This window comes from Phytobacter sp. (genome assembly GCF_059074235.1).
The window spans coordinates 1,273,566-1,295,950 of record NZ_JCACPZ010000004.1; the positions used below are offsets into that span (position 1 = coordinate 1,273,566).

Below are 22,385 nucleotides of genomic sequence, written 5' to 3' on the forward strand. Positions count from 1 at the left end.
GCATTTGCGCTATCTGTTCCCCTCACCCAGCACGCTTCCCAGAGGGGCGATGGCTGATTGTACCCGTCATCAACTGCGTACCCCGTAGGCCGGATAAGGCAATTGAACCGCCATCCGGTATCTTACTTATTCTGCGGCCTGCTTCTGTTCAATCACACCGTACCAACCCAGTCCCTGATAACTCTCATACCCTGGCGTTAAGGCAAAAGAGACCGTGCTGCCATCATTATTCTGATAAAAGCCCGACGTTTTACCGTCGGCACGCAGCGGGAAAAGATCCCCGGTTTTGCCGTCAGAGGAGGCAATCACACGGAAAGTCGAGTCAACGATCATACAACGAGTACGCTGCCACTCTTCTTCGTTCAGGCGCACACTGCTCACTACACCGGACGCCTGCGGTGCCCAATCAAAGAAAATGAGTAACGCACCAGCAGCACGCCCATGCTCTTCGCCCTTTTCTCGGATCGCTGTCGCATAGGTCGCTACCGTAGCGTTATTTAAAAAGGGCACCGTGGCAATATCCGCGGCAACATAGTCGCTGCCACTTTTCGTTGCCATCGCCTGGCGGAATATTTTCATATCGTTGATATTTTTCCCGGCAACGGAATAAGTATCGCCACGCCCGTTTGCCATAATATTCCCGGCACTGTCTACCACCCACAGATCCAGATAAACGGTGTAACTGGCCAGAATCACATTTAAACGTTCCGCAGCGTGCTGACACAATGCCTGATCCGGCAGGGTGGCGCAGTCGACCACCGCCGCGTCCGTTGCCCACCAGCGGACGTCACAGGAACGCTCATAGAGGTTGCGATCAACGATATCAATCATATTCAACGCCAGATCGACATTACGCTGACTTTCATGCTGATGCAGAGTGGTAATCATGATGTCACCAAGCTGCGTCAGCTTTGACAGCGATCCTGCCAACTCTTTATTTAACGAATCCGTTATCTGCCCAATCAGTGCCGAAATATGTTTGACCTGATTAGCCACTACGGCAAATCCTCGCCCTGCATCTCCCGCACGGGCAGCTTCAATCAACGCATTTAATGCCAGAAAAGTAGCTTCACGGTTGATATCATTAATATCAGAGATCTTATTTTCAGCAACCTTTCTAATTTGATAACTTAACTCAACAATTTCAGTTGGATTTGCCATGCTATTTACAACACTCCTGAACATATAAATAAAACATCAATAAATTTAGGCATGCGCAGGCATTACTCCAATTAAAATTAGTAGCAATAATAAATCAGCGACGTATATTCATATTATTTGCATCGATATTAACCACAGCCAACCTCAAATTGCAAGGAGAGCTAATTATCGAGGCTCTATCCTAATAAATAAAAAAATCAAAATGATAAAATAAGACGTGATGACACACTATAAATTTGCGACTGACCAACGTCATATTTCATAAAAATGACAATAATCCTGCATTCTGACCATGAAAGACTGTGTAACCCGCATTCTGCCTGAATATCATCCTTTCATCATCATTAAGTAAAAACGATACCCTAAGTAAAATCCATAAGAAAATGCTATGACAAAGTGCTTTGATATATTGATTGACTTAATCAACCTGGAATCGTAAAGTCTGACGGACGGGATTGATAATGACTCAATGAAACAGTTTCTTTGCTATATTAACATTTCTTTCATTTCAAGTTGTAAAATATTGAAGTAGATCTGGTTTTTTTATTTTTCAATTTCATGAAAACAAAAAACAACCTCATTTAATTCACACCATTGGCACATAGTATTTTCTTAATAAGAACATTAATAAACATCCATTTATTCCCCTTGAAATATTCTTTGCGACGAACTTCAATTTAATTTTTATAAAAATATGCGTTTTGTGCATTAATACAATTATAAATACCCCTTTTTATTAATCACCACAATTCATTACCCCTTTGTGAGGAGTAAGTTCTAATTCCCTCAAATAAAGTGGTTAATAATATGAGCAGGCTTACCAAACTTCTTGTTGTATTCGGTATTGGCATCGTTATTTGGTTTTTACCCATTCCGGGGGGGATTTCACCCGAGGCGTGGCATGTCTTTGCAGTCTTTATCGCGACAGTTTTTGGCTTCATTCTCCAACCGTATCCCTTCAGCGTCGTCTCCCTGTTGGCGCTGGGTGTCGTCGCCGTTCTCAAAGTTATGCCCATTAACGCTGTGCTCCATGGATACCAGTCCACGGTTGCCTGGCTTATCCTGGTGGCATTCCTCTACTCCACCAGCTTCGTAAAAACCGGGCTGGGCAATCGCATCGCCTACCTACTCATCAAATACATGGGTACCAGCTCTCTGCGACTGGCCTATATCCTGGGGTTGGCGGATGTGATCATCGCCCCGGCGACCCCATCCAATACGGCACGCGCGGGTGGGATTATTTACCCTATCGTCAAATCGGTGACCGAAGGCTTTGACTCATACCCGGATAAACAGCCGCAGAAAATCGGCACCTTCCTGATGATGTCGACCTTCTATTCCAACACTATTTCGTCATCGATGTTCATGACGTCCAGCGCATCCAATCCCCTGCTGTGTTCACTGGTGCTTTCCACTGTAGGTATCCATATAGGCTGGGGACTCTGGTCTCTTGCAGCGTTTGTACCCGCATTGGTTTCGTTTATTTTCTTCCCTCTGTATCTTTATTACGTTTGCCCTCCAGAAATAAAAGCCACGCCTGAGGCAAAACTCATGGCAGTCAAAAAACTGGACGAACTGGGCCCAATCAGTCAATCAGAGGGCATCACGATCGCCATTTTCCTGGTCTCTCTGTTAGCCTGGAGCACCTCTACGATCACCGGTATCGACCCTACTGCTATCGCCATTCTTTCTGTCTCGGTGATGTTGCTGACCAAAGTCATCGACTGGGCCGATTGCTTAAAGGAGAAGTCCGCCTTCGATACCTTCGTCTGGCTGGGAGCCATGCTTTCACTCGCGGACCAAATGAGTTCGCTGGGGCTGTTCAAGTGGTTTTCAGAAAACCTGGCAACCGTATTCGCCAATATTCCCTGGCCGCTGACGCTGCTTTTGCTGGCCGTCTTCTATTGTTACACCCACTACTTTTTCACCGGGATGACAACGCACATTGTGGCCATGTTCGTCGCCTTGTTGACCGTTGCCGTGGGGGCGGGGACACCGCCAATGCTGGCTGCATTGGGACTTATCTTCCTCGATAATTTAATGGCGGTCCTGACCCACTATGGTAACGGCCCGGCGGTGGTCTACTTCGGCTCGGGTTACATCAAGCAATCGACATGGTGGAAGCACGGCGTCATCAGTATGGGACTGCTGCTATTTTTCTGGCTTGGGCTGGGTTCCGTCTGGTGGAAAGTACTGGGACTGTGGTGAGTGAAACGGGGAAATGCATCCTGTTATCCCTGAAATAAAATGCGGCAACCCAAACAGAGGGTTGCTGTTTTTTTATTCGAGAGAAATCTTTACGTTAAAGAAAGGTTAAAATTTTTTTGTGACGGATGTTGCAGGCTTAAAAAAGGGTGACTAATTTTATTCAGGGCTTGGCTCTCTCACCCATTACTAAGAGGCCATTTAATCTTTACAGGAATGACTATGCGCACAACAACCGAGGAACAGTTAAACGCACACTTTGAAAGCACCCTGCATGCCTTTGACGTGGAGCTAAAATTGATTGCCGACCTCAAAAAAAGTATCGGTCGCAGAAAACCAGATGTACATAACAAGGATCTTATTCTGGCACTGATACAACTGCTCGAAACGGAAGAAGATGTGGTAAAGCTGGATGTGTACAGAAATGCGCTGGAAATAATTGTTCAGAAAACGCCAGACGATCTTTAAGCCTGCCCGTTAAACGGCATGTCTTGCTTCGGTAATGCCTTCGCCAGGCGGGTAAAGGCATTACGCGATGACGATACGAGAAATATTGCCTTTTTCAGGCTGATTTCACGAGTTTTCGAGCAAGATGCTGCAGCGTCGCCTCCAGCACAACCTTCTGCTTTACGTTAGTGGTAATAATTAATTGTGCACGAAGTACCATCATGATGTTATCTGCCTTCACGGGAAGGCGAGAATTCATAAGGTATGTTGCCGCCTGGCCAATCGTTGCGTGTATTTCTTCAAGCTGAACTTGCTCATCGTCGTTCAATGACACTCCATGCTACAGGGTGAATCTCTTCTGGAGCCCGAGGGCTCAACCAAATTCACATTTAGCATTCTCGGGAACATGCCGGAGTAATTCTGATTGGAAGTTTTTTTGTGGGAGGACAAGATCCTGTTAATCCGACCGATTAAACAGGGGAAACATCGTTAATGCTTTACGGTCTTTTCATTCATCACAAGGCTGGCACACTGCAACCGGCTGTGGCGATGGTTAACTTGCAAACGTTTTGAGGCGCGCGTTTCGACGGGATGCGTGCAAAAATCATGAACGCCGCCAATGGCCGTTCTGATTGCATCCTGCTTTTCACCGTTATCTTCCGCACTAAGACTTTCTTGTAACCGCCTAATCAATGCATCAAAAGACACCTCGTCCCCTGATTCCATAATGGAAAGAATGGCTTCCCCAATAACGGTATCTACCAATTTATCCTTATCATTTTTACTCATTTCGCCTCACGAAGTTTACGGCAGGGGTCTGGATCAGACCTAATCAGTATGCACATATATCCCACGTTTGCCGAATTTTTACTTAGTGTGCCAGGTTATCGACTCAAAGATGCGAAGCCGCCGTGCCGGGAGAGCCACGCAACCATAACGCACAAGGGCGGTGATGATGGAAGGGTATGGCTTACGGCAGTGAAATCCATTTATAGCCCAGGGCGATCGTCGCCAGCACGATGGTCACGGTCGCAGCGAGATGCATGGCAAAATCCGCCACGCTGACGTGTGTTGGATGGCAAAGCGCGAGCAGGGTCAAGGCCATGCAGGCCACACCGGCTCCGGCTGCACCCAGACTGCGGGCCGGAAATAAGCTGCGGGTACGGCGTAAATAGCCAATCACCATTGCCATCATCGGCACGCTGACCACCACCATAAACAGGTAACAGTTTGGCCCTTCCCCGTGGCTGGTCGCCGGAACAGTATGGTGCAGGTGCATATTGGCAAAGGTGATGCCAAACCAGGTGATAATCAGCGGGGCAAATAATTTCCAGCTAAGCGGACGCTGCCCGGCGATACTCAGTAAAAACGCATTACGAATGGCCAGCGCGCCCACCACAAAGGTCAACAGAAGCTGTACCACCGCCCATCCGGCACCGCTTTGGGTCCAGTCGGTGAACGTTCGATGCACCAGCAAACTGGCCATTGCGCCCGCAGGCATCGCCATCGCGACCCATGCCACCACGCGCCAGCCGGGAGAAAAGGGGCGTTTCACCGGGGTCATGGTGCGGCTTAACTGCTCAATTAACAGATCATGATCGGCCATGATGTGCTCCTAACCGACGAAGATTACTTAATGCGCGATGCAGCAATGATTTGACGGCAGAGACCGTCAGATTGTTGCGCGTCGCCGTTTCTGAAAGCGTCATTTCACGCAGATGGATCTGCTCAACGACATCCCGTTGCCGTGGGGGCAACTGGTTGAGCAACATAATCAGTTCCTCGTGAGAACTCTGTATATCCAGGCCGCTCACGAGGGCGTATTCAGGCATCGCGCTATCGTCCACTTCCCGGTGCTGATACCGCCCACGTCGGCGTAGCGCATCGACAGAACGGGCATGGGTTATCGCCATCAGCCACGGTAAAAAAGGCGAGTCCGGGCAGTAGGTATGCCGCACACGGTGCACTGTCAACAGCACATCCTGAATCACATCATCCATCAGCACATCATCAGCAATATGCTTGTACACCAGGGAACGAATGACCGGGACCAGCGCCTTCAGCAACCGCGTATAGGCAGCCTGATCCCCGGCCTGCGCAAGCGCCATTAGTTCTGGCCATTCGTCTCGCGATGCCTCACATTTATCCATATTCCGCCTTTATTTGCGGACTCACGTTTTTTTCCCGCTGGCCTGGGTGAGGGCATTCACCACAATCGAGGGCGTGAGCACCTGCGGCAAAATCTTCGGCGCACTGCCGTCTGCCGGATAGACCACATACAGCGGTAAACTCCCACCGCCCAGCTCACTCATCGCATCATCAATATCGGCGTTAAATTTAGTCGAATCCGCCACCATGTAGAGCGTGTCGGTGCGCGCCAGCGCATCCTTGACCGTTTGAGTAGAGAGCGAGGTACGTTCATTCACCTGACAGGTGATACACCACGACGCCGTGAAATTCACGAAAATCGCTTTGCCATGACCACGATTGTCCGCCACGGTTTGCGGCGACCATTTCATCTCTTCAACTTTCGCCACCGTCGGTTCAGGCGTGGCGTTTTTGATAACAGAAGGCAGCGGAACGATCACCGCCAGAACCAGTGCCGCCGTCACCGCAAACAGCACCACATGCCGCTTCCCGGCAAAACGACGCTGCTGAGCCATACCATAAAGCCAGGCGGCAAAGCTCAGCACCACGGCAGCCGCAAGGATTGCCGCCAGCGCCGTCGTCCCTGCCTGCTGAGCCAGCACCCAGACCAGCCAGCCAAACGCACCAAACATCGGAAATGCCAGACCGTGTTTAAGCGTGCTCATCCATGCACCGGGGCGCGGCAGCCATTTACCGAGTACCGGGAACAGCGAAACTGCGCTAAACGGTGCGGCAAAGCCCAGCGCAAGGGCGAAGAAAATCGCCAGCGCTACCGTGGGTGGCTGCACCAGGGCGTAGCCAATGGCTCCCGCCATAAAGGGTGCGGCACACGGCGTGGCAACAATAATGGAGAGGGCCCCGGTTAGTGCTGCACGCACAAACGCACCACGTTCTACGGAGATCTCCCCTGCCCGCTGCATAGAGAGTCCGACTTCAAATACGCCCAACAGGTTGAGCGCGGCTCCGAGAATTACCAGCGCGAGGAAGGCAATCACCAGCGGTGACTGCAACTGGAATCCCCAACCGACGGCCGTCCCACCTGCACGCAGTGCCAGCAAAACACCCGCCAGCGCCATCATCGTCACGACTGTGCCGAGCAGAAAACCGAGCCCCTCTTTACGGGTCTGTGCCGTACTTTGGGAATGACGGATGAGCCCCAGCGCCTTGAGCGAAATAATCGGAAAAACGCAGGGCATAAAGTTGAGAATAATGCCGCCTGCAAAGGCGGCGAGCATAGCGGTCAACATAGCGATTCTCGGATGACGAGTGAGTGAATGAACAGGCGCGTTTTATGAATGCGAGTTCTTGTATTCTTTCACGGCGTCCATCGTTTTCTGAATATGTGCTTCCGGGTTTCTGTCAGTGTAGCTCAGCAGGATTTTGCCATCCGGGGCGATGACGTAAGAGGTGCGATCAGAAAGCGTTTTGCCCTTCATCTCCATCAGCGTCTTATACTCGCCTGCGATTTTGGCCCCCGGATCGGCAGCGACAGTAAACTTATCGCGGCACTCCAGTTTCGAGAACTCATCCACCTGATCAACGTTCCCGGCGGTCACGCCCACTACCGTGGCCCCGAGTTTTTTGAAATCATCCGTTGCTTCTGCAAAGGCATGGGCTTCGATAGTACAGCCCTGGCTGAAGGCTGCCGGGAAGAAGTAGAGTACGACCGGTCCTTTCTGCAGTTCTTGCTTGAGTGAGAAGGTCAGCGGTTTTCCTGCCAGTGCGCCCTGCAACTGAAAGTCTGGCGCCTGCGCGCCAACGGGCAACGCAGCCAGGGCGCTGGTCGACAGCATCGAGACGCTAAACAGTACGGCAGAGGTGAGGCTCAGAAAGGTCTTTTTCATTGAGATCATGTTGCACTCCACGAAGTGATTTTCGGTTCGAATAAGTTAACGCTCATAGACAGTTCGCTCGGGCGCTTGAGAAAGTTTCGCTCACCGCAAAAAAATTTCCTCCCGTGTCGTCTGCAATGCGCCGTAACGGTTAACTGCGGGCGTACGTGCGTGTTTTCCCCCTATACTGGCGTCGTTAATTCCCTTTACCCTGCACAGTTTCGTTCACTTTTCGGACAATAAGATGAAAACAACGCTCGCCGTGTTACTGACAGCTACCCTGCTGACGCCGATGTTTGCCTCCGCCGACAGCACCTACGTCTTTTTTCGCCACGGGGAAAAGCCGGACAATGAAAGCGGGCAGTTGACCTGCAAGGGTTTAAACCGTGCCCTGAGTCTCCCTTCGGTGCTGCTCGGCCGCTACGGCACGCCGGATGCGCTGTATGCCTCCGCACCGAAAGAGAAAAAGCTCGGCAGTTCTCTACGCCCGCTGACCACCCTCACCCCACTTGCCATTCAGGTATCCAAACCTATCGATCTGCGCTTTCATGCCGACCAGACCGAGAAACTGGTGACGGAGTTACTCGCGTTGAAGCCGGTTCCACTGACCTTCCTCTCCTGGGAACATAAAAACCTGGTCACAGCAGCCAGAGCGCTGGTCAAAAACAGCGGCGGCGATGCCAGCCAGGTTCCGTCGTGGCCATCAGCCGATTTTGATTCGATTTACGTCGTGAAGCTGGATGACCAACAACGCTTTAAATCGTTCAGCCGTGAAAGTGAGGGGTTGAATGGGGTGTCTGATCAGTGTTCAGGGGCAGTGAAGTAACCGCCAGTGCTTGCTCGTTTTCTCGTTCGCCCCAGGGGAATGAGGGATTCCAATGCAAGCACTTAACGGTCCCCTCTCCCTTGAGGGAGAGGGTTAGGGTGAGGGGGAACATGCGGCTCTGATGGTCATTCCGTTCACCTTATGTTCCTTGCTTTTCTGTCACGCCAGAACCTGTGAACGTGCCAGGGCGGCTCATCGCCACCGCCCTGGCGACCCGGGCTCCCGGCCAGGAAAATCGCCGTTGGCGCGGTACATTCGTCTTATGTCGTCTGACTTTCGGGTCGGGGACCAGCCTACATCCTTGTAGGCTATCCCCTCCGCCCGCTTCCCTGCGGGCGGCCCCGGTCAGCCGTCAACGCCTCATCGATTTTCAGCCGGACCCTGTCATCGCGGTGGCTGTTTTATTCTCATGGCGCGGTGTTATCGCTGTAAAACGTAATATTACTGGGGATTCCTCTCCCTCAAGGGAGAGGAGACAGACAGTGCTCGTTTTTTTGTAGGATTTCCTCAGCCCACAACCCCTTCCCTGTCGCAAAAGTGAAATAAAACCACTGCTTTTGCACACTATTTCCGCATTGCATGCGAAACGTATTATTACCACGCTAAGACTGTACAAACCGTTACACGGAAACGCTCATCACCTGTGATGCCCCTGGTATATAGTGTCAGATATAAAGAAGTCGATTTATTGTGAATTTAAAACTCACAAATTTTAAACAAATTAATACCAGGTCGTTTCACATTTATAATGAAAATAAAAAATACACTCTGCCTACATATCTTGATGGCGACGCTCGCCATCTTGTTCCTCTGTATACATCCGGTGGTGACGAGCTTCTCTCCGCCGCTTAAATTTCATCCGTTGATCAAATCAATGGAAGGAACGCAAAAAGAACAGGCCGATAAAATAGCGACGATTTCCCATGCGTTAAAAGGGAATGCTATTTTCTTTATTGGTGCATCTGAAGTAGCAACGTCCGCCAATGAGCATTATGCGATTTATAATTACTTTAATAACCAATTACATAAACCTGTTGTCGCCTATGGTGATGCATTCGTTGATGACATTACGCAGTTCTTAATGTTTTCCCGTTTTAAAGATGATCTGAATGAAAAAAGTAAAGTTGTCTTGCTGTTAGCGCCGGACAGTTTTTATTCCAAGGGCATTCCGCCAGCCATTTTTGCCGACCATTTCCCGTCGCCGATTTTTGATCCACTGATGAAGGATCCACAGGCACGTCCACTACTGGTTAATTACTTAAAAAATATTGATAAAGAAGAAGTCAGCCATTTGACCTTCGCCCAAATGAAAGAATCCGGTTGGGATTTCGACATGGTCTGGAATGAGGTCAGTTTCCAGTTTGCCAATTTCTGCACGCTGGTGAAAAACGACTGGTATGCCCTGCTCAACATTGAGACGAAAACCGCGCCGTCATGGCCGGTACCGCAGACTGCCAGCGCTCAGCCCGACTGGGATCAGGAACTGGCTCATGCACGCGAGCTGAACAAAAGACGCCAGCAAAGTGCCGCCACTATGTGGATGGATAAATCCATTTATGAAGTGGGTGATACAGCGGAACAGTGGGATGACACACCGGTCGTACCGAAGCAAATCGAGGTTTTCCGTCAGACCGTTCAGCTCCTGAAATCACGCCATGTACAGGTGATTGCGATCGTCGATCCGATTAACCCGTGGGCGCTGTACAACACCGATACGTTCCAGTCTACGGATAAACAAATCCAGGCCATTCTCAAAGAAAACCAGGTGCCTTATCTGGATATGTATGCCCAACCTTATCAGAACGGCTGGAACTGGGATCGCCTGCACCCGACTGAACTGGCGTGGGTGCCGATGGACCGTTTTATTGCGGAGAATTTTAAATGATGAAATATGCAATGCGCCTTTTTTTCCTTTATCTCTTTCTGGCAGTGACGGTCGTTGCATGGTCCACCGTGGACGACAGCAAAAATATTAAAGTCCATTTTGAATACCAAAAATTCTGAGGGTGAATGATGTATAGCTCTGGCACATTCTTTTTCTGGCTTTTTTCATCCGCGCTGATTTTTGCGCTGGTGAATCGCATCCTCAGTTTTCGCCTGACCTATTTATCGGCATTTTCAGTGCTGGCCGCAGTGGGTTGGGGATATATTTTCCAGGATGACTATCTTATTCCGGTGGCGGTATTTTTCGCTTTTTATGGTCTCGTCACATTAAAAGACAAAGGTTGGTTAAAAACCTGGCAGGCGGTCACTTTAACATTGCTGCCGCTACTGCTGGTAAAACTGCACCTGAACAACCACTGGGGCATGATTGGCCTTTCATTTATGACGTTTCGCGCCATAGATGTACTGCTTTATCGCAACAAGAAAGACGGTCGCAATTTCCTGCACTATTTCTGCTATCTGTTTATGCCCTTTATTATTCTCGCTGGCCCAATGTACCGCTGGCGGACTTGGGTAAATGACATTAATAAACCGGTATTTGCCATCAATCGCGAGCAGTTTTTAACCGCGATGGAACAGATTTTCACCGGAATTATCCAGAAATTCCTGCTGGCGATGCTGATCGACAACCTGGTGATTCAGTCCTGGAGCCATCGCCCGTTTGACTGGACCGTCGGCGTGGTGATGTCGGTGGCCTACAGCACCTATCTCTACTTTGACTTTGCGGGTTACAGCAACATGGCTATTGGGGCTGGTCGCTTGTTTGGTCTGAACATTCCGGCCAACTTCAACCTGCCGATTCTGGCAAAAAACCCACAGGATTTCTGGCGTCGATTCCACGTCAGCCTCTCTGAGTGGCTGCGTGACGTGGTCTTTATGCCAATTTATATGAATCTGATGAAGCTCGACTTTTTCCGTCAGAACAAAACTCTCGCGCAGAATATTGGCATCTTCTGCACCCTGTTTTGTATGGGGGCATGGAACGGGCTGGAACGGCACTACGTCATCAGCGGCGCGCTCTTTGGCGCCATCTCTGTTGCTCACAACATGCTGCTTTGGTCTGCCAAACGCAATCCGGCATTGAGCAACTGGCTTCAGCTACCGGTTATCGCTTTTTTGGGACGAATTCTGACGCTGGGAAGCGCCGCGGCCTCCCTTTACATCTTTAGTGGAATGTCTCCCCTATGAAAAATCAAACTGAACTCGTTGAATTACAAGACTTCCTGCGTGCAGCGTTACGTGCCCCTGCCAACCCGCACCAGCTGGCGATCAGCGGCAGTGATGATGCCCTGACCTGGCTTGAATTGTCCGATGCAGTGGTCGACTGGGCTGAACGTTATAAAGAGTGCCAACAGCCAGCCGGTACGCCGGTGGTGTTGTACGGCCACCAGCAGGCGGAATTTGCCGTCGCCATTTATAGCTGCCTTCTGCACAACATTCCGTACATTCCGGTCGATTGCATCTACCCTCAGGAACGTCTGAGAGAGATCTGCCATCTCGCCAATGCGCCGTACTACTATGATGTGGTGACGAAGCAATTTATTAAAACCGCCGAGGCGGGACAGGTGCTCGCCGAGCAGGATCTGGCGTACATCATGTTCACCTCCGGCAGCACCGGCAAACCCAAAGGGGTGCAGATTGGCCGCGAGAGCGTGTGGCACTTTATGAAATGGGTGCGCGACGACTTTTCTCTGCCTGCCAACCCGGTGCTGATGAACCACGCGGTGTTCAGTTTTGACCTGTCGCTTATCCCGCTGCTGGCCAACCTGGCGACCAGGGGGCACATCGTGCTGAACGCCAAAGAAGACATTGCCGCTGAAAACTGGCTGGATCGTCTGAAAGAGAATGACGTTTCCGTCTGGGTATCGACGCCGTCGTTTGCCTACCAGCGCCTGCTCTCGCCACAGTTCAACAGCGACTATTTGCCGCAGCTTGGGGTGTTTGTGTTTATTGGTGAGGTGCTGAACAAAGCGCTGGTGAAACAGTTACGCCGCCGCTTCCCGCACGCCAAAATCCTCAACTCCTATGGCCCAACGGAAGCGACCATCGCCACCACGGTCATCGAAATCACCGATGAGATCCTCAACAACGACATCGATCTGCTGCCCGTTGGCGCGATGATGCCGGAATCCCATATGGAGATTACCGCCGAAGGCGAGTTGATCATCTGGGGTAAAAACGTGATGCGTGGCTACCTGGGCCTGGCACAGGAGAATGCCGAAAAACTGCTGCACCGCGAGAGCGAACAGTATCGCGGTTACCGCACCGGCGATCTTGGCTACGAAGACGGCCTGCTCTACTGCCAGGGCCGCAACGACAGCCAGATCAAGCTGAACGGCTATCGCATTGAAATTAACGAAATTGAAAACCGCCTGCTGGCGATGTCTGGCATCAACGAAGCCGTGGTGTTACCGCTGATGAAATCCGGCGGTGGTGTTCTGCGTATTGCGGCGTTCTGCGTGACGGATCTTGCCCCCGAGGCGATCAAGTCATCGCTGTCTGAGGTGATACCGCACTACATGGTGCCGTCTCAGATCATCATTAAAGACGCGTTGCCGCTGAACCCTAACGGCAAAATTGATCGTAAGTTGCTGGACACTCACGCCCGCACAAACTAATTATCCAGGAAAAAAAGATGGAACAAGAAATTCTCGCGCTGTTTGAAAAAGTGTTATCCCGCAAAGTGGGTTTCCACGACGAGCTGATTGAGTCCGACATTCTCGACTCCATTCTGGCCGTGGACCTGGTACTGGAAGTGCAGGACGTTTACGGCTGCATGATCCCTCCCACCGAAGTGGCTACCGTGCTGAAAACGCCAGCAGACCTGGCATACTACATTGAAGAGAACCGCGGATAAGTCTCCACGCGGTTGACCGGGTTTGGGAGAGAGTAAAGCCCCCGGGTGCGCTGGCATTCGGGGGCTTTTTTTTACAGGTTAGATTTTTTGTCGGCCGATGCCGGAGCGCTTTGTTTTAACGGCGCGCCGAGAGTCTGTCTGAACCAGTTCACCACATGGTCAATCACCTGCGGCTGATACCAGTTGATATCACCATGTTCTGCACCTTCTATCAGCACATACTCAGCGGTCTCTTTTTTGGCTTTCAGCGCCTGATAAAGCTGCGCACTTTGCTGCGGAGAAACCAGTGAATCTGCGCTGCCGTGCATGATCAAAAACGGCGGTTCGTGCCCGGTAATGTGCCCCATCGGGCTGGCAGCGAGTGCCTTTTTCGGGTCGCTATCGATGGTTGCACCTGCAAAGTTGCGAAACGCCGAGCCGTGAACCAATAGCGCTTCGGTGACCGCTGGCGAACGATGTACCTGCTGTACCTGTTCCGGGAAGCCTTCACCAATATTCAGCAGATTCGAGATGCCATAAAGCGTCGCGACCGCCTGCACGTCGGAAGACTGCTCTGCGTAATCGCCTTTATCAAAGGTTTTGTCACCGTTGGTGGTGCCGAGCATTTGCGCCAGCCATCCGCCCGCAGAGTCCCCCAGAACAGCAATACGGGCCGGATCGATATTGAACTCCTTCGCGTGCGCCCGCAGGTAACGGACGGCGGTTTTGCCGTCCACGACGGGTGCCGGGAATTTATCCGGAACCACACGGTATTCCGCCGCTGCGACCACATAGCCCGCATTCGCCAGCGCCATGCGCATCGCAATGTACTTATCGTGATTAGCGGTCATAAACCCACCGCCAGGGAAGTAAACAATCGCTGGCTTCAGGTCGTTATTACGCGGTACCAGCAGTGACATTTTGAGCTGGCGGAACGCAATGCCCTCTTTCACCTGCGAATAGATAATGTTGCTGAAGAGATCGGTCTGGCCCTGCGACGGGGTGACTTTCATCACCTGCGCACCTTCAGCAAAACCGGGTAGCGTTTCGGTGGCAGCAAACGCCTGCGAAACCGTAGATGACAGTAGCATGCAGCCTGCCAGTACAAGGGAGGTGGATTTCATCATGTCCTTCTTATGTAGGGGTCATTATTCCTGGGCGTGAGGCAGATTATCATTCGGATCTGGCGATGAATAATGCAAGAAGTCGATGTAATTGATTCAAAAATCAGATGGGTTAAGGTTTCTCAAATTCCACGGCATGCCAGTAGCCTTTCCCGGTTTTTGCGGTCACGCTGAACCCGACTTTTTTCAACATCGCCCCCAGCATACGGTTGAAGATCCCGTGCCCCATCAGCACTACGGTTGGGTTATTTTCCGCCAGTTGGATAAGTTTACCTGCCGCTAGCGCAGCACGCTTTTGCGCAAGGGAGCGCGATTCAACCTTTCCGGCAAATCCTGCCAGCCATAATATCCGCAGCCAGAACGCGTAAGTTAAAGGCGATATTTTCAGCCACAGAAGATTGATTAACGGTAATTGCGCTTCCCTGAAGTCGGAATCAATAACCGTAGGTTCAATCCCCAGTTTTTTTATTGAGGTGATGGCTCTGGGTAATGAACTGGCAACAGCAACACGTGGAGGGGTTGAAAGGAAATGTATTAATGCCGCTGGCGGGTTTTCGCTAACTTCGCTGCGATCATAAGCGGCAATCCACTGTGCCATCTCATCTGAGGAGAGCTTCTGATGGGTATCTACATCCGGCTTACCGTGTCTTATCAGCCCGCGCTTCTTTCGCCAGCAGGTCAAAATCACCCCGGTAGTGCCACTGCTCACGCAGCGCCGGGCTGCCGTCCGCGTAGCGCTTTTCACTCGCCGACAGCGCCATACCATGCCACTGATAACGAACCTCACTGACCGGGTGTTGCTGATGCTTCCACGCCGCGCGGATGACGCTGCGCTTCGCCGTTCTGCGCCCGAACGCATCATAGCGGTACTGCCACACCTCCCCGTCCGGCGTCCTCACCTCCCGCAGGCGGTCAAAGTCATCCCAGCGGTAGCGCCACTCCTGCGCCCGGAAGCCCCGCTTCTGTTCGGTGCGTTTTATCACCCGTCCGCAGGCATCGTATTCATAGCGACTGTCCCCCGCCTGCGTCACGCACTCGTTGCGGTAGTCGTGCCGGGAGAGGATGCCGTTCATCCGGCTTTCCGCTATCTGCTCACTGAGCGTATAGCGGTAGCGTTCTTCCACCGCCGGGCCGTCGGCGTTCAGCCGCAGCACGTGCGTGACCTGGTCGCGGCGGTCATAGCTGTAACGCGTTTCCCGTTCCGTGTGCGTTTTTGACCGCACCTCATGGCCCGTCAGGCGGCCCGATTTATCCCACGTATAACGATGCTCACCCAGGGCCCGCCACGGCATCACGCTCTCATGGCTGCCTTCCAGCCGCTCTGCTCCCTGCCGGTGTTCTTCATCCTCTGGACGGTACTGCCAGCTCGTGCTACGCCCCTCGGCGTGAGCATGCAGAAAAATGGACAATGCCAGTACTGAGCTGGAATTTGACATTGTCACAGTTAGCGATTTTTTGGAGGGAGTCTCGATAATTGCGGGCGGAAGTCGTATTTAAAGACAGTACCTTTTATTTTTTACACATTTATTTTTATTGTTTTATAAAATAGCCCAGGTTTCTTTAGTGTATAAATACCCAACATCATCACACCTGGCATCAAGTAACTCATTCAACTCTTTTATACCTATTATTAAATTCAGATCAACGCCAGAATTAACGAGTTTTTTCTTAATCATTCGCAAAACAGCAATCCATTCTCCAATGAAATAATTCCTCCCACATTCTAATGAGCTAACACTATTTAAAACTGACTCAACGCCTCCGCCCACACTTTCCCACACAGTATTACATTGAATACTTTCACTTTTCCAAGAGATACACCAATCACTACTGAATGTGTTGGAAGGCCAAAAAACATTAATCATTCCATTTTGAGACGAACTTATATTTTCAACCATCCTGATTATATCATCAAAAATAACTGGAATATCATACTTATAACTCAGTGAAAAACGAACGCCGCTCCAACAAATTATTAAACCCTCTGTTCCCAAAGGGAATAAATCTTCAATAACCTCAGTTATCCCAACTTCATTTTTTACATTCATGGCATTAATTCTTGGATTGCTTAATTGAATATAGAAACTCATTATTTACTCCATTGGGTATGCATGTACTGTCTTACCATTACTATTATGCCTAACCCAGACTTTTGTGGCGGGAACAGTTTGTCCATATGGCAAATGAAGAACTGATGAATGACCTTCAGGTAGGTCACAAACGCTATATTGTTCTTTATATATTTGTAAAATTTTCAGAGGGGCAGATGTTACCGGAATGTTTTGTTGATAAACTGGCATTTTCAATTTTGCAGAATAAAGCTTACATGACTAATCAAACCGATAAGAAGCCATAATCGTGGCTGTTAGTGAACATTATCAAAACCCAACAGTTTTCATCAATCAAAAAATGGAGGCGCAACCCTATTTGGACACTTGATCTTTCCAATTATAATATCGAATACCTGCTTCCTCACTAATGGAAATAACATATCTTGGTCGCATAGAAAACAGCGGTGATATTATAAATGGTCTGGAGCATCCTTTTTCCGCACTAAACTCCAAACCTAAGAAATGTAACAAGTCATTTTTCAAACATGAAACAAGCGTACCTTTGAAAAACTGTTTCCTCCCTTTTGTTACAATCAGATTAAGTGCAATATAATACTCATCATCAGTCATCACACCTTTTAATTCAGACAGCGAGTCAATCCAAGTAGGCTTGCTATTTTCGCCAATGAAGTTACGCATTGAAAAAAACACTGCATCTTTATCATGCATGCTAAATTCTTTCTTTGTCGCTATTAACCTTTCAAAAGTGAACTTATCTTTCATAACCTACCTTAATCACAATCTAATTGGGGATATTGTAAAAAATATGGCCATCTGTTCCATTGTTATAATATTTAATATGAGAAAGATCCAAAAAGCCCTCTTTCTGAGCTGAACGCATGTGTTGCTCATAACCTTTAGGGTATTTGGGTACGCCATCAGCTCTCCCTGAGTTAGCATTCATTGAATAATGATTCATATTTCCTTGAGCTTCACTCAGAAATGCTTTTGCATCAGTGCTTGACTCAACTCTCACCTGAAATTTTTCACCATTGCTCACAGCTTCTTGCATTGCCTTAACCGCTTCCTTCCATTCCTTTGTTCCCCTCTTCAAAGATTTTAATTGCTCAGATACATTACCATTTTTTTCTAAATCATCTGCTTTGCCTTTATAAAATTTTAAGGGACAATCTAATAACCCCCACGGATCGCACCAGCCCACCGGGTTATGCACATACGACTGCGTATTTAAACCACCCGCCAGCCCTATCGGGTCCTGGCTTACATACTGCCCGGTTCCGGCATCGTAGTAGCGGTGTAAATTATACCACAGCCCGCTTTCCTCATCCTGCCACTGGCCCATAAAACCCGCGTCACAGCTTTCACGCGCGTTATATGGCGAGTCGTTCGCCGCAACCCGTCCCCACAGGCTGCGCTGCCGCGTCCACACCTTTCTTCCGTTCGCACTGTACATCTCCTGCGGCGCACCGTCCGGGCCGCTCACTATCGGGTAGAAGTCACTCCGCTCATCGTTCGCCGCCCGCGCTTCTTTCGCCAGCAGGTCAAAATCACCCCGGTAGTGCCACTGCTCACGCAGCGCCGGGCTGCCGTCCGCGTAGCGCTTTTCACTCGCCGACAGCACCATGCCCTGCCACTGATAACGAACCTCACTGACCGGGTGTTGCTGATGCTTCCACGCCGCGCGGATGACGCTGCGCTTCGCCGTTCTGCGCCCGAACGCATCATAGCGGTACTGCCACACCTCCCCGTCCGGCGTCCTCACCTCCCGCAGGCGGTCAAAGTCATCCCAGCGGTAGCGCCACTCCTGCGCCCGGAAGCCCCGCTTCTGTTCGGTGCGTTTTATCATCCGTCCGCAGGCATCGTATTCATAGCGACTGTCCCCCGCCTGCGTCACACACTCGTTGCGGTAGTCGTGCCGGGAGAGGATGCCGTTTATTCGGCTTTCCGCTATCTGCTCACTGAGCGTATAGCGGTAGCGTTCTTCCACCGCCGGGCCGTCGGCGTTCAGCCGCAGCACGTGCGTGACCTGGTCGCGGCGGTCATAGCTGTAACGCGTTTCCCGTTCCGTGTGCGTTTTTGACCGCACTTCATGGCCCGTCAGGCGGCCCGATTTATCCCACGTATAACGATGCTCACCCAGAGCCCGCCACGGCATCACGCTCTCATGGCTGCCTTCCAGCCGCTCTGCTCCCTGCCGTTGCCACGCTGTACGTCCGCAGGCGTCATAGCCCTGCGACTGGGTATAGACCGCATGGTTCAGCGGCGTCTGCTCCAGCCAGCGTTCTTCATCCTCCGGGCGGTAGCGCCGCTGTTTTTCCTGGCCGGAACGCGTATGCCCAAAATCCACCCGGTGGTTGTTGCTGCGGTACGCCGTCAGTACGCCAGAGGCATCGTATTCCCGGGCCGTTTCGCCGTCGGCGGTTTTTGTTCCCGTCAGCCGTCCCGCCTCATCGTAGCGGTATTCCGTGCGCTGACCGTCCTGCTCCTCCGCCACCAGCCGGTGCTGCGCATCCCACTCCAGCGTGATGCGGCTGGTCAGCGCGAAGTCCTTCAGTGTGGCATCACTGCACTCATACACTTCCGCGCTCACCATCCGGTCATGGCGGTCATAACCGTAGCGCATGTGCTGATGGTCGCTGGTTATCGCCGTCACCCGGCCATACTCATCCCGCGTATAGCGCCACGCGCTGCCGTCCGGGCGGATTTTCTCAGTCAGACGGCCCTGCTCATCACGGTGGTAAACCGTCCGACGCCCTGACCAGTCATCCTCCCCTGCCAGTTGCCCTGCCGCGTCGTAATACAGCCGCCAGCACTGGTTGCCCGGGCGTGTTAGCTGCGTCAGCCTCGCGGCGCCATCGTAGTCGCAAACAATACGCTGCCCCCCCGCGTCCTCCACCTCACGCAGCAGGTCAAATGCCCCGTGCCGGTAGCGTGTGGTCTGGCCCATTGCACCGGTATGGGCGGCGATTTTTCCTTCGCCATCGTAGTGGAATGTCTCTGCGCCGCCGTCAGCACGGATAACCGTGCTGACCTTTTCATGCGGGTTGCCCTCACCCGGACGATACTGCCAGCTCGTGCTGCGCCCTTCGGCATCGGTCATCGCCGTCAGACGCAACCATCGGTCTTCCGCGTAATGTGTCGTCCTGCCTGCCGCGTCGGTATGCGCCGTCAGACTGCCCTGAGCGTTATAGCTCCACTGCTCACAGCTGCCGTCCGGGTGAGTCACTTCCTTAATCTGACCGTCTTCGGTATGGCGATACTGCCATTTCCGGCCATTCACCTCTCGGTAGACCAAATTTCCTTCATTGTTATATCGGTATGCCGCCGTGGTACGGTGGTCGCGGTATGCGGTTATCAGCCCAAATGCATCCCGCTGCCATTCCCGCTTGCGCCCGTCTGCGTCGGTTTCACTCAGAATACGCCCGGCGTAATCGCGTTTGATTTGCGTAACACGCCCGCCCGGTTGTCGGATGCACAGCGGATGGTCGTATTCATCGCGTTCCCACTCGGTGGTGTGTCCCAACGGGTCGAGCTGTTTTATCAGCAGCCAGGTTTCATCAAACCACAGGGTGGTAACCGCGCCCGTCGCGTCGATGTACTCCGTTTTACGTTCTGCCGGAAAATAGCGGAAGGTGTCGTTGTACAACCCCTCTTCGGTACCCGTTGCCACCACCCGTCCTTCGTCGTCATAACGCAGGTGAAAGTGTGTGGGGCCGTTGTCACGCCAGGAATTTAGCCAGCCCTGTTCCGTGTAGGTGTAGTGCAGCGTACCGTTAAACCGTGTTTGCGCATCACGCAGTCGCCATTCATCGGCGTGGTGAACATAGTCGTAGCGCACCAGTTCACTGCCGTCTGCCTCGTCACTGACGCGGTAAATCAGCCCTTCCTGGCCGCACATTACCCGCAGGCGCAGGCCGCCGCTATGTTCGACGTTTGTCAGATGGCCCACACCGTTATAAAGAAAACGGATTTCGTTACGGTTACGATCTTTGATGGCGGAGAGCCGCAGGCGGCGTGCACCGGGTGAAACAGGGGTAAAGATATAACTTTGCTGCGTGTGCTCATCGAAAATGATGGCCCGGTTGCGGCTGCCCATCAGCCGGTAGTGTGGCACCAGCAGATTGCGGCAATTGTACGGCTCCTGCTCCGTGGCATAGGCCGGACATAAGCCTTCGGCATCATACAAAGTGACGCTCTGCCCATCGGAGTCGAACTCCAGGTACTGTGACCAGTTGCACTGCCAGCGACTGCCCAACAGGCCGCTCACAGTGTGACGCCCCGTATAGGCGCGCTTTAGCGTTAATGGCAGAGTATGCGGCCAGTGGAAATCAGTGCGGTAGTCCAGATATTCGCCTGTTCCCGCATCCACCGGGTCGCTGAATCCTTGGTTGATACGCTGATTGGCAGCACGGTTTAACTGTCTTGCACCCCACAGGGCTGAAAGGACCTCTATACCGGATATGATTGATTGTTCTGTAACAGACATATCCGCATTTATCGGCCCATACTGCCCGGTAGTCTTATCCGCAGTGATGGTTTTACACCCGTCCTGAATCACTGCCGAACAGGTGATTTTATGCCCCTTACGCGCCAGTGGCAGACCGTTTACGGAAATGATTTGACTGCCTTCAGCAATCTGCGGCGGCGGTTGGCCCGGATCTTTGCTGCAAATAACCGGATCGGTTACCCGTGCTACTGCTTTTCCTTCAAAGGTAACGTTGGGTGAACCTTCAGCAATTTCTCCGGTATCTGAGGCCCAGCGGGAGCCAATAGCCATAACTGCACCGCCGATAAATCCCCCTGCCAGCCCCCCGGCTCCGGCCGCGACGGTAGCGGCAAGTACGCCAAGTGCTGCTCCCCCAGTCGCAACAACCAGAGCCCCCACCGCAACCCCGACAATAAGTCCGCCGATCAACCCACCAATTGCGCCAAGAAAGGAATTGTTATGAACGATGTGATGCCCCACACACGCCGGAATCTCAGTGGGACCAGAAACGGCGTGATCTTTGCCCCAGGTGTCCATAAACCAGTCACCTGCTTTGGTGCCCAGCCATCCTCCCAACATCCCTCCTGCCATTCCGGCAATCAGAGGGCCGCCAAAACCAGCAACGGCTTTGGCTACGCCAGCTGCACAGGTATTTGCCGCTGCTGCTGCCAGTCCTACTTTTGCCGTTGCCCCCACCATACTGACGACCATTATTCCGGTACTGGCGATATGTCCTGTCGTGGCTATATTTTCTACTGATTCGGCATTACTGCCCCGTTGGTCCAGCTCCGCCAGCTTTTCCTGCGCGCTTTTTTCCGTCATTTATCCGTCCTCCCTGCGGAACCAACAGAACTATTTGCCCTGCGGCATCCCAAAACGAAAATGCAGCAGCGCTCCCTGCATGGCTTTACGGTCTTCCTCTGCCAGCGCCTGCGTTGAGGAATAAGTCAGCGTCAGAACCTGTCGACCGTTGAGCATCACCAGCAGTAGCTGCTGTATCGTTATGCCGTTGTTGTTCCAGCTAAACTCCCAGTATTCCGCAGGACGCTCTTCAACATGGCAGGGCTCTTCTACCGTGAACGTCATCGCTTTCAACTCAGTGCGAAATTTCTTCTTCTGCACGGCCAGGTAGTCGCTGAATTCCGCCCCTTCCGGCAGGTTTTCGCGAGTCACCACCAGATTTGCGCCTGCGACGTCGCTCAGTACTGGCGTTAGGATGTTCATTGTGCTGTCCTGCCAGTTTCCGGGCAGGGAAAAATGACCTTCATTAATAAGGTATTGCATAGGGATATATCCTGTTGAAT

22 protein-coding genes are annotated in these 22,385 nt (G+C 51.7%); 8 read left to right on the forward strand and 14 right to left on the reverse strand.

Features of this window, described 5'->3' with window-relative positions; all coding sequences use genetic code 11:
* Positions 1–126 precede the first annotated feature (126 nt).
* The gene (locus tag AC5JPW_RS09980) at positions 127–1,161 is read right to left on the reverse strand and encodes a cache domain-containing protein (protein WP_494239952.1); all 1,035 of its coding nucleotides are present in this window, start codon (positions 1,159–1,161) and stop codon (positions 127–129) included.
* A gap of 807 nt (positions 1,162–1,968) precedes the next feature.
* On the opposite strand from AC5JPW_RS09980, the gene AC5JPW_RS09985 reads away from it, so the two are divergent.
* Entirely contained in the window at positions 1,969–3,369 is a 1,401-nt protein-coding gene (locus AC5JPW_RS09985) for a DASS family sodium-coupled anion symporter (RefSeq protein ID WP_494239953.1), read from the forward strand.
* Positions 3,370–3,588: 219 nt separating this feature from the next.
* A complete protein-coding gene (locus AC5JPW_RS09990) occupies positions 3,589–3,834 on the forward strand; it encodes a biofilm development regulator YmgB/AriR family protein (protein WP_494239955.1) in 246 nt (81 codons plus the stop codon).
* Between the two features lie 94 nt (positions 3,835–3,928).
* On the opposite strand, the gene AC5JPW_RS09995 is transcribed toward AC5JPW_RS09990, so the two are convergent.
* From AC5JPW_RS09995 to AC5JPW_RS10020, 6 genes are all read right to left on the reverse strand, one after another.
* Positions 3,929–4,141: a hypothetical protein gene (locus AC5JPW_RS09995; RefSeq protein ID WP_494239956.1), complete on the reverse strand. Its 213-nt coding sequence runs from the start codon at positions 4,139–4,141 to the stop codon at positions 3,929–3,931.
* 161 nt (positions 4,142–4,302) lie between these two features.
* Complete coding sequence (locus AC5JPW_RS10000; RefSeq protein ID WP_494239957.1) at positions 4,303–4,602, reverse strand: biofilm development regulator YmgB/AriR family protein; 300 nt, start codon at positions 4,600–4,602, stop codon at positions 4,303–4,305.
* 181 nt (positions 4,603–4,783) lie between these two features.
* Positions 4,784–5,419 carry a DUF1109 domain-containing protein gene (locus AC5JPW_RS10005; protein ID WP_494239958.1) on the reverse strand — a complete coding sequence of 212 codons (636 nt, stop codon included), beginning with the start codon at positions 5,417–5,419 and terminating at the stop codon, positions 4,784–4,786.
* Positions 5,406–5,963, reverse strand: a complete 558-nt coding sequence (locus tag AC5JPW_RS10010; RefSeq protein WP_494239959.1) for a sigma-70 family RNA polymerase sigma factor — start codon at positions 5,961–5,963, stop codon at positions 5,406–5,408. The genes AC5JPW_RS10005 and AC5JPW_RS10010 overlap by 14 nt, the downstream gene beginning before the upstream one ends.
* 21 nt (positions 5,964–5,984) lie before the next feature.
* Entirely contained in the window at positions 5,985–7,208 is a 1,224-nt protein-coding gene (locus AC5JPW_RS10015) for a protein-disulfide reductase DsbD family protein (protein ID WP_494239961.1), read from the reverse strand.
* Positions 7,209–7,250: 42 nt separating this feature from the next.
* Positions 7,251–7,754, reverse strand: a complete 504-nt coding sequence (locus tag AC5JPW_RS10020) for a peroxiredoxin (protein ID WP_494241192.1) — start codon at positions 7,752–7,754, stop codon at positions 7,251–7,253.
* A gap of 283 nt (positions 7,755–8,037) precedes the next feature.
* Here AC5JPW_RS10020 and AC5JPW_RS10025 point away from each other — a divergent pair, with 283 nt between their 5' ends.
* From AC5JPW_RS10025 to AC5JPW_RS10045, 5 genes are all read left to right on the forward strand, one after another.
* The gene (locus tag AC5JPW_RS10025; protein ID WP_494239963.1) at positions 8,038–8,619 is read left to right on the forward strand and encodes a histidine phosphatase family protein; all 582 of its coding nucleotides are present in this window, start codon (positions 8,038–8,040) and stop codon (positions 8,617–8,619) included.
* A 748-nt stretch (positions 8,620–9,367) separates the two neighbouring features.
* On the forward strand, positions 9,368–10,504 hold the full coding sequence (locus AC5JPW_RS10030; protein ID WP_494239965.1) for a D-alanyl-lipoteichoic acid biosynthesis protein DltD: 1,137 nt from the start codon (positions 9,368–9,370) through the stop codon (positions 10,502–10,504).
* A 128-nt stretch (positions 10,505–10,632) separates the two neighbouring features.
* Positions 10,633–11,751 carry a membrane-bound O-acyltransferase family protein gene (locus AC5JPW_RS10035; RefSeq protein ID WP_494241193.1) on the forward strand — a complete coding sequence of 373 codons (1,119 nt, stop codon included), beginning with the start codon at positions 10,633–10,635 and terminating at the stop codon, positions 11,749–11,751.
* Positions 11,748–13,181, forward strand: a complete 1,434-nt coding sequence (locus AC5JPW_RS10040) for an AMP-binding protein (RefSeq protein ID WP_494239967.1) — start codon at positions 11,748–11,750, stop codon at positions 13,179–13,181. Before AC5JPW_RS10035 ends, AC5JPW_RS10040 begins: the two co-directional genes overlap by 4 nt.
* Positions 13,182–13,198: 17 nt before the next feature.
* Positions 13,199–13,420 carry an acyl carrier protein gene (locus AC5JPW_RS10045; protein ID WP_494239969.1) on the forward strand — a complete coding sequence of 74 codons (222 nt, stop codon included), beginning with the start codon at positions 13,199–13,201 and terminating at the stop codon, positions 13,418–13,420.
* A gap of 71 nt (positions 13,421–13,491) precedes the next feature.
* Here the strand turns inward: AC5JPW_RS10045 and AC5JPW_RS10050 are convergent, their stop codons facing one another.
* The 4 genes from AC5JPW_RS10050 to AC5JPW_RS10065 all read right to left on the reverse strand — a co-directional run bounded on the left by AC5JPW_RS10050 (position 13,492) and on the right by AC5JPW_RS10065 (position 16,613).
* On the reverse strand, positions 13,492–14,523 hold the full coding sequence (locus AC5JPW_RS10050) for an alpha/beta hydrolase fold domain-containing protein (protein ID WP_494241195.1): 1,032 nt from the start codon (positions 14,521–14,523) through the stop codon (positions 13,492–13,494).
* A 112-nt stretch (positions 14,524–14,635) separates the two neighbouring features.
* Positions 14,636–15,205 carry a histidine phosphatase family protein gene (locus AC5JPW_RS10055; protein WP_494239971.1) on the reverse strand — a complete coding sequence of 190 codons (570 nt, stop codon included), beginning with the start codon at positions 15,203–15,205 and terminating at the stop codon, positions 14,636–14,638.
* Positions 15,162–15,959, reverse strand: a complete 798-nt coding sequence (locus AC5JPW_RS10060; RefSeq protein ID WP_494239973.1) for an RHS repeat domain-containing protein — start codon at positions 15,957–15,959, stop codon at positions 15,162–15,164. Before AC5JPW_RS10060 ends, AC5JPW_RS10055 begins: the two co-directional genes overlap by 44 nt.
* Before the next feature lie 102 nt (positions 15,960–16,061).
* Positions 16,062–16,613 (reverse strand): hypothetical protein, encoded by a 552-nt coding sequence (locus AC5JPW_RS10065; RefSeq protein WP_494239975.1) that lies wholly within the window; start codon positions 16,611–16,613, stop codon positions 16,062–16,064.
* 86 nt (positions 16,614–16,699) lie between these two features.
* Between AC5JPW_RS10065 and AC5JPW_RS10070 the strand changes: the two genes are divergently transcribed.
* Positions 16,700–16,879: a hypothetical protein gene (locus AC5JPW_RS10070; RefSeq protein ID WP_494239977.1), complete on the forward strand. Its 180-nt coding sequence runs from the start codon at positions 16,700–16,702 to the stop codon at positions 16,877–16,879.
* A 67-nt stretch (positions 16,880–16,946) separates the two neighbouring features.
* On the opposite strand, the gene AC5JPW_RS10075 is transcribed toward AC5JPW_RS10070, so the two are convergent.
* The 3 genes from AC5JPW_RS10075 to AC5JPW_RS10085 are packed head-to-tail and all read right to left on the reverse strand — an operon-like array spanning position 16,947 to position 22,365.
* Positions 16,947–17,357, reverse strand: a complete 411-nt coding sequence (locus AC5JPW_RS10075) for a hypothetical protein (protein WP_494239979.1) — start codon at positions 17,355–17,357, stop codon at positions 16,947–16,949.
* Positions 17,358–17,376: 19 nt separating this feature from the next.
* The gene (locus AC5JPW_RS10080; RefSeq protein WP_494239981.1) at positions 17,377–21,903 is read right to left on the reverse strand and encodes an RHS repeat-associated core domain-containing protein; all 4,527 of its coding nucleotides are present in this window, start codon (positions 21,901–21,903) and stop codon (positions 17,377–17,379) included.
* 30 nt (positions 21,904–21,933) lie between these two features.
* The gene (locus AC5JPW_RS10085; RefSeq protein ID WP_494239983.1) at positions 21,934–22,365 is read right to left on the reverse strand and encodes a DcrB-related protein; all 432 of its coding nucleotides are present in this window, start codon (positions 22,363–22,365) and stop codon (positions 21,934–21,936) included.
* Positions 22,366–22,385: the final 20 nt, after the last annotated feature.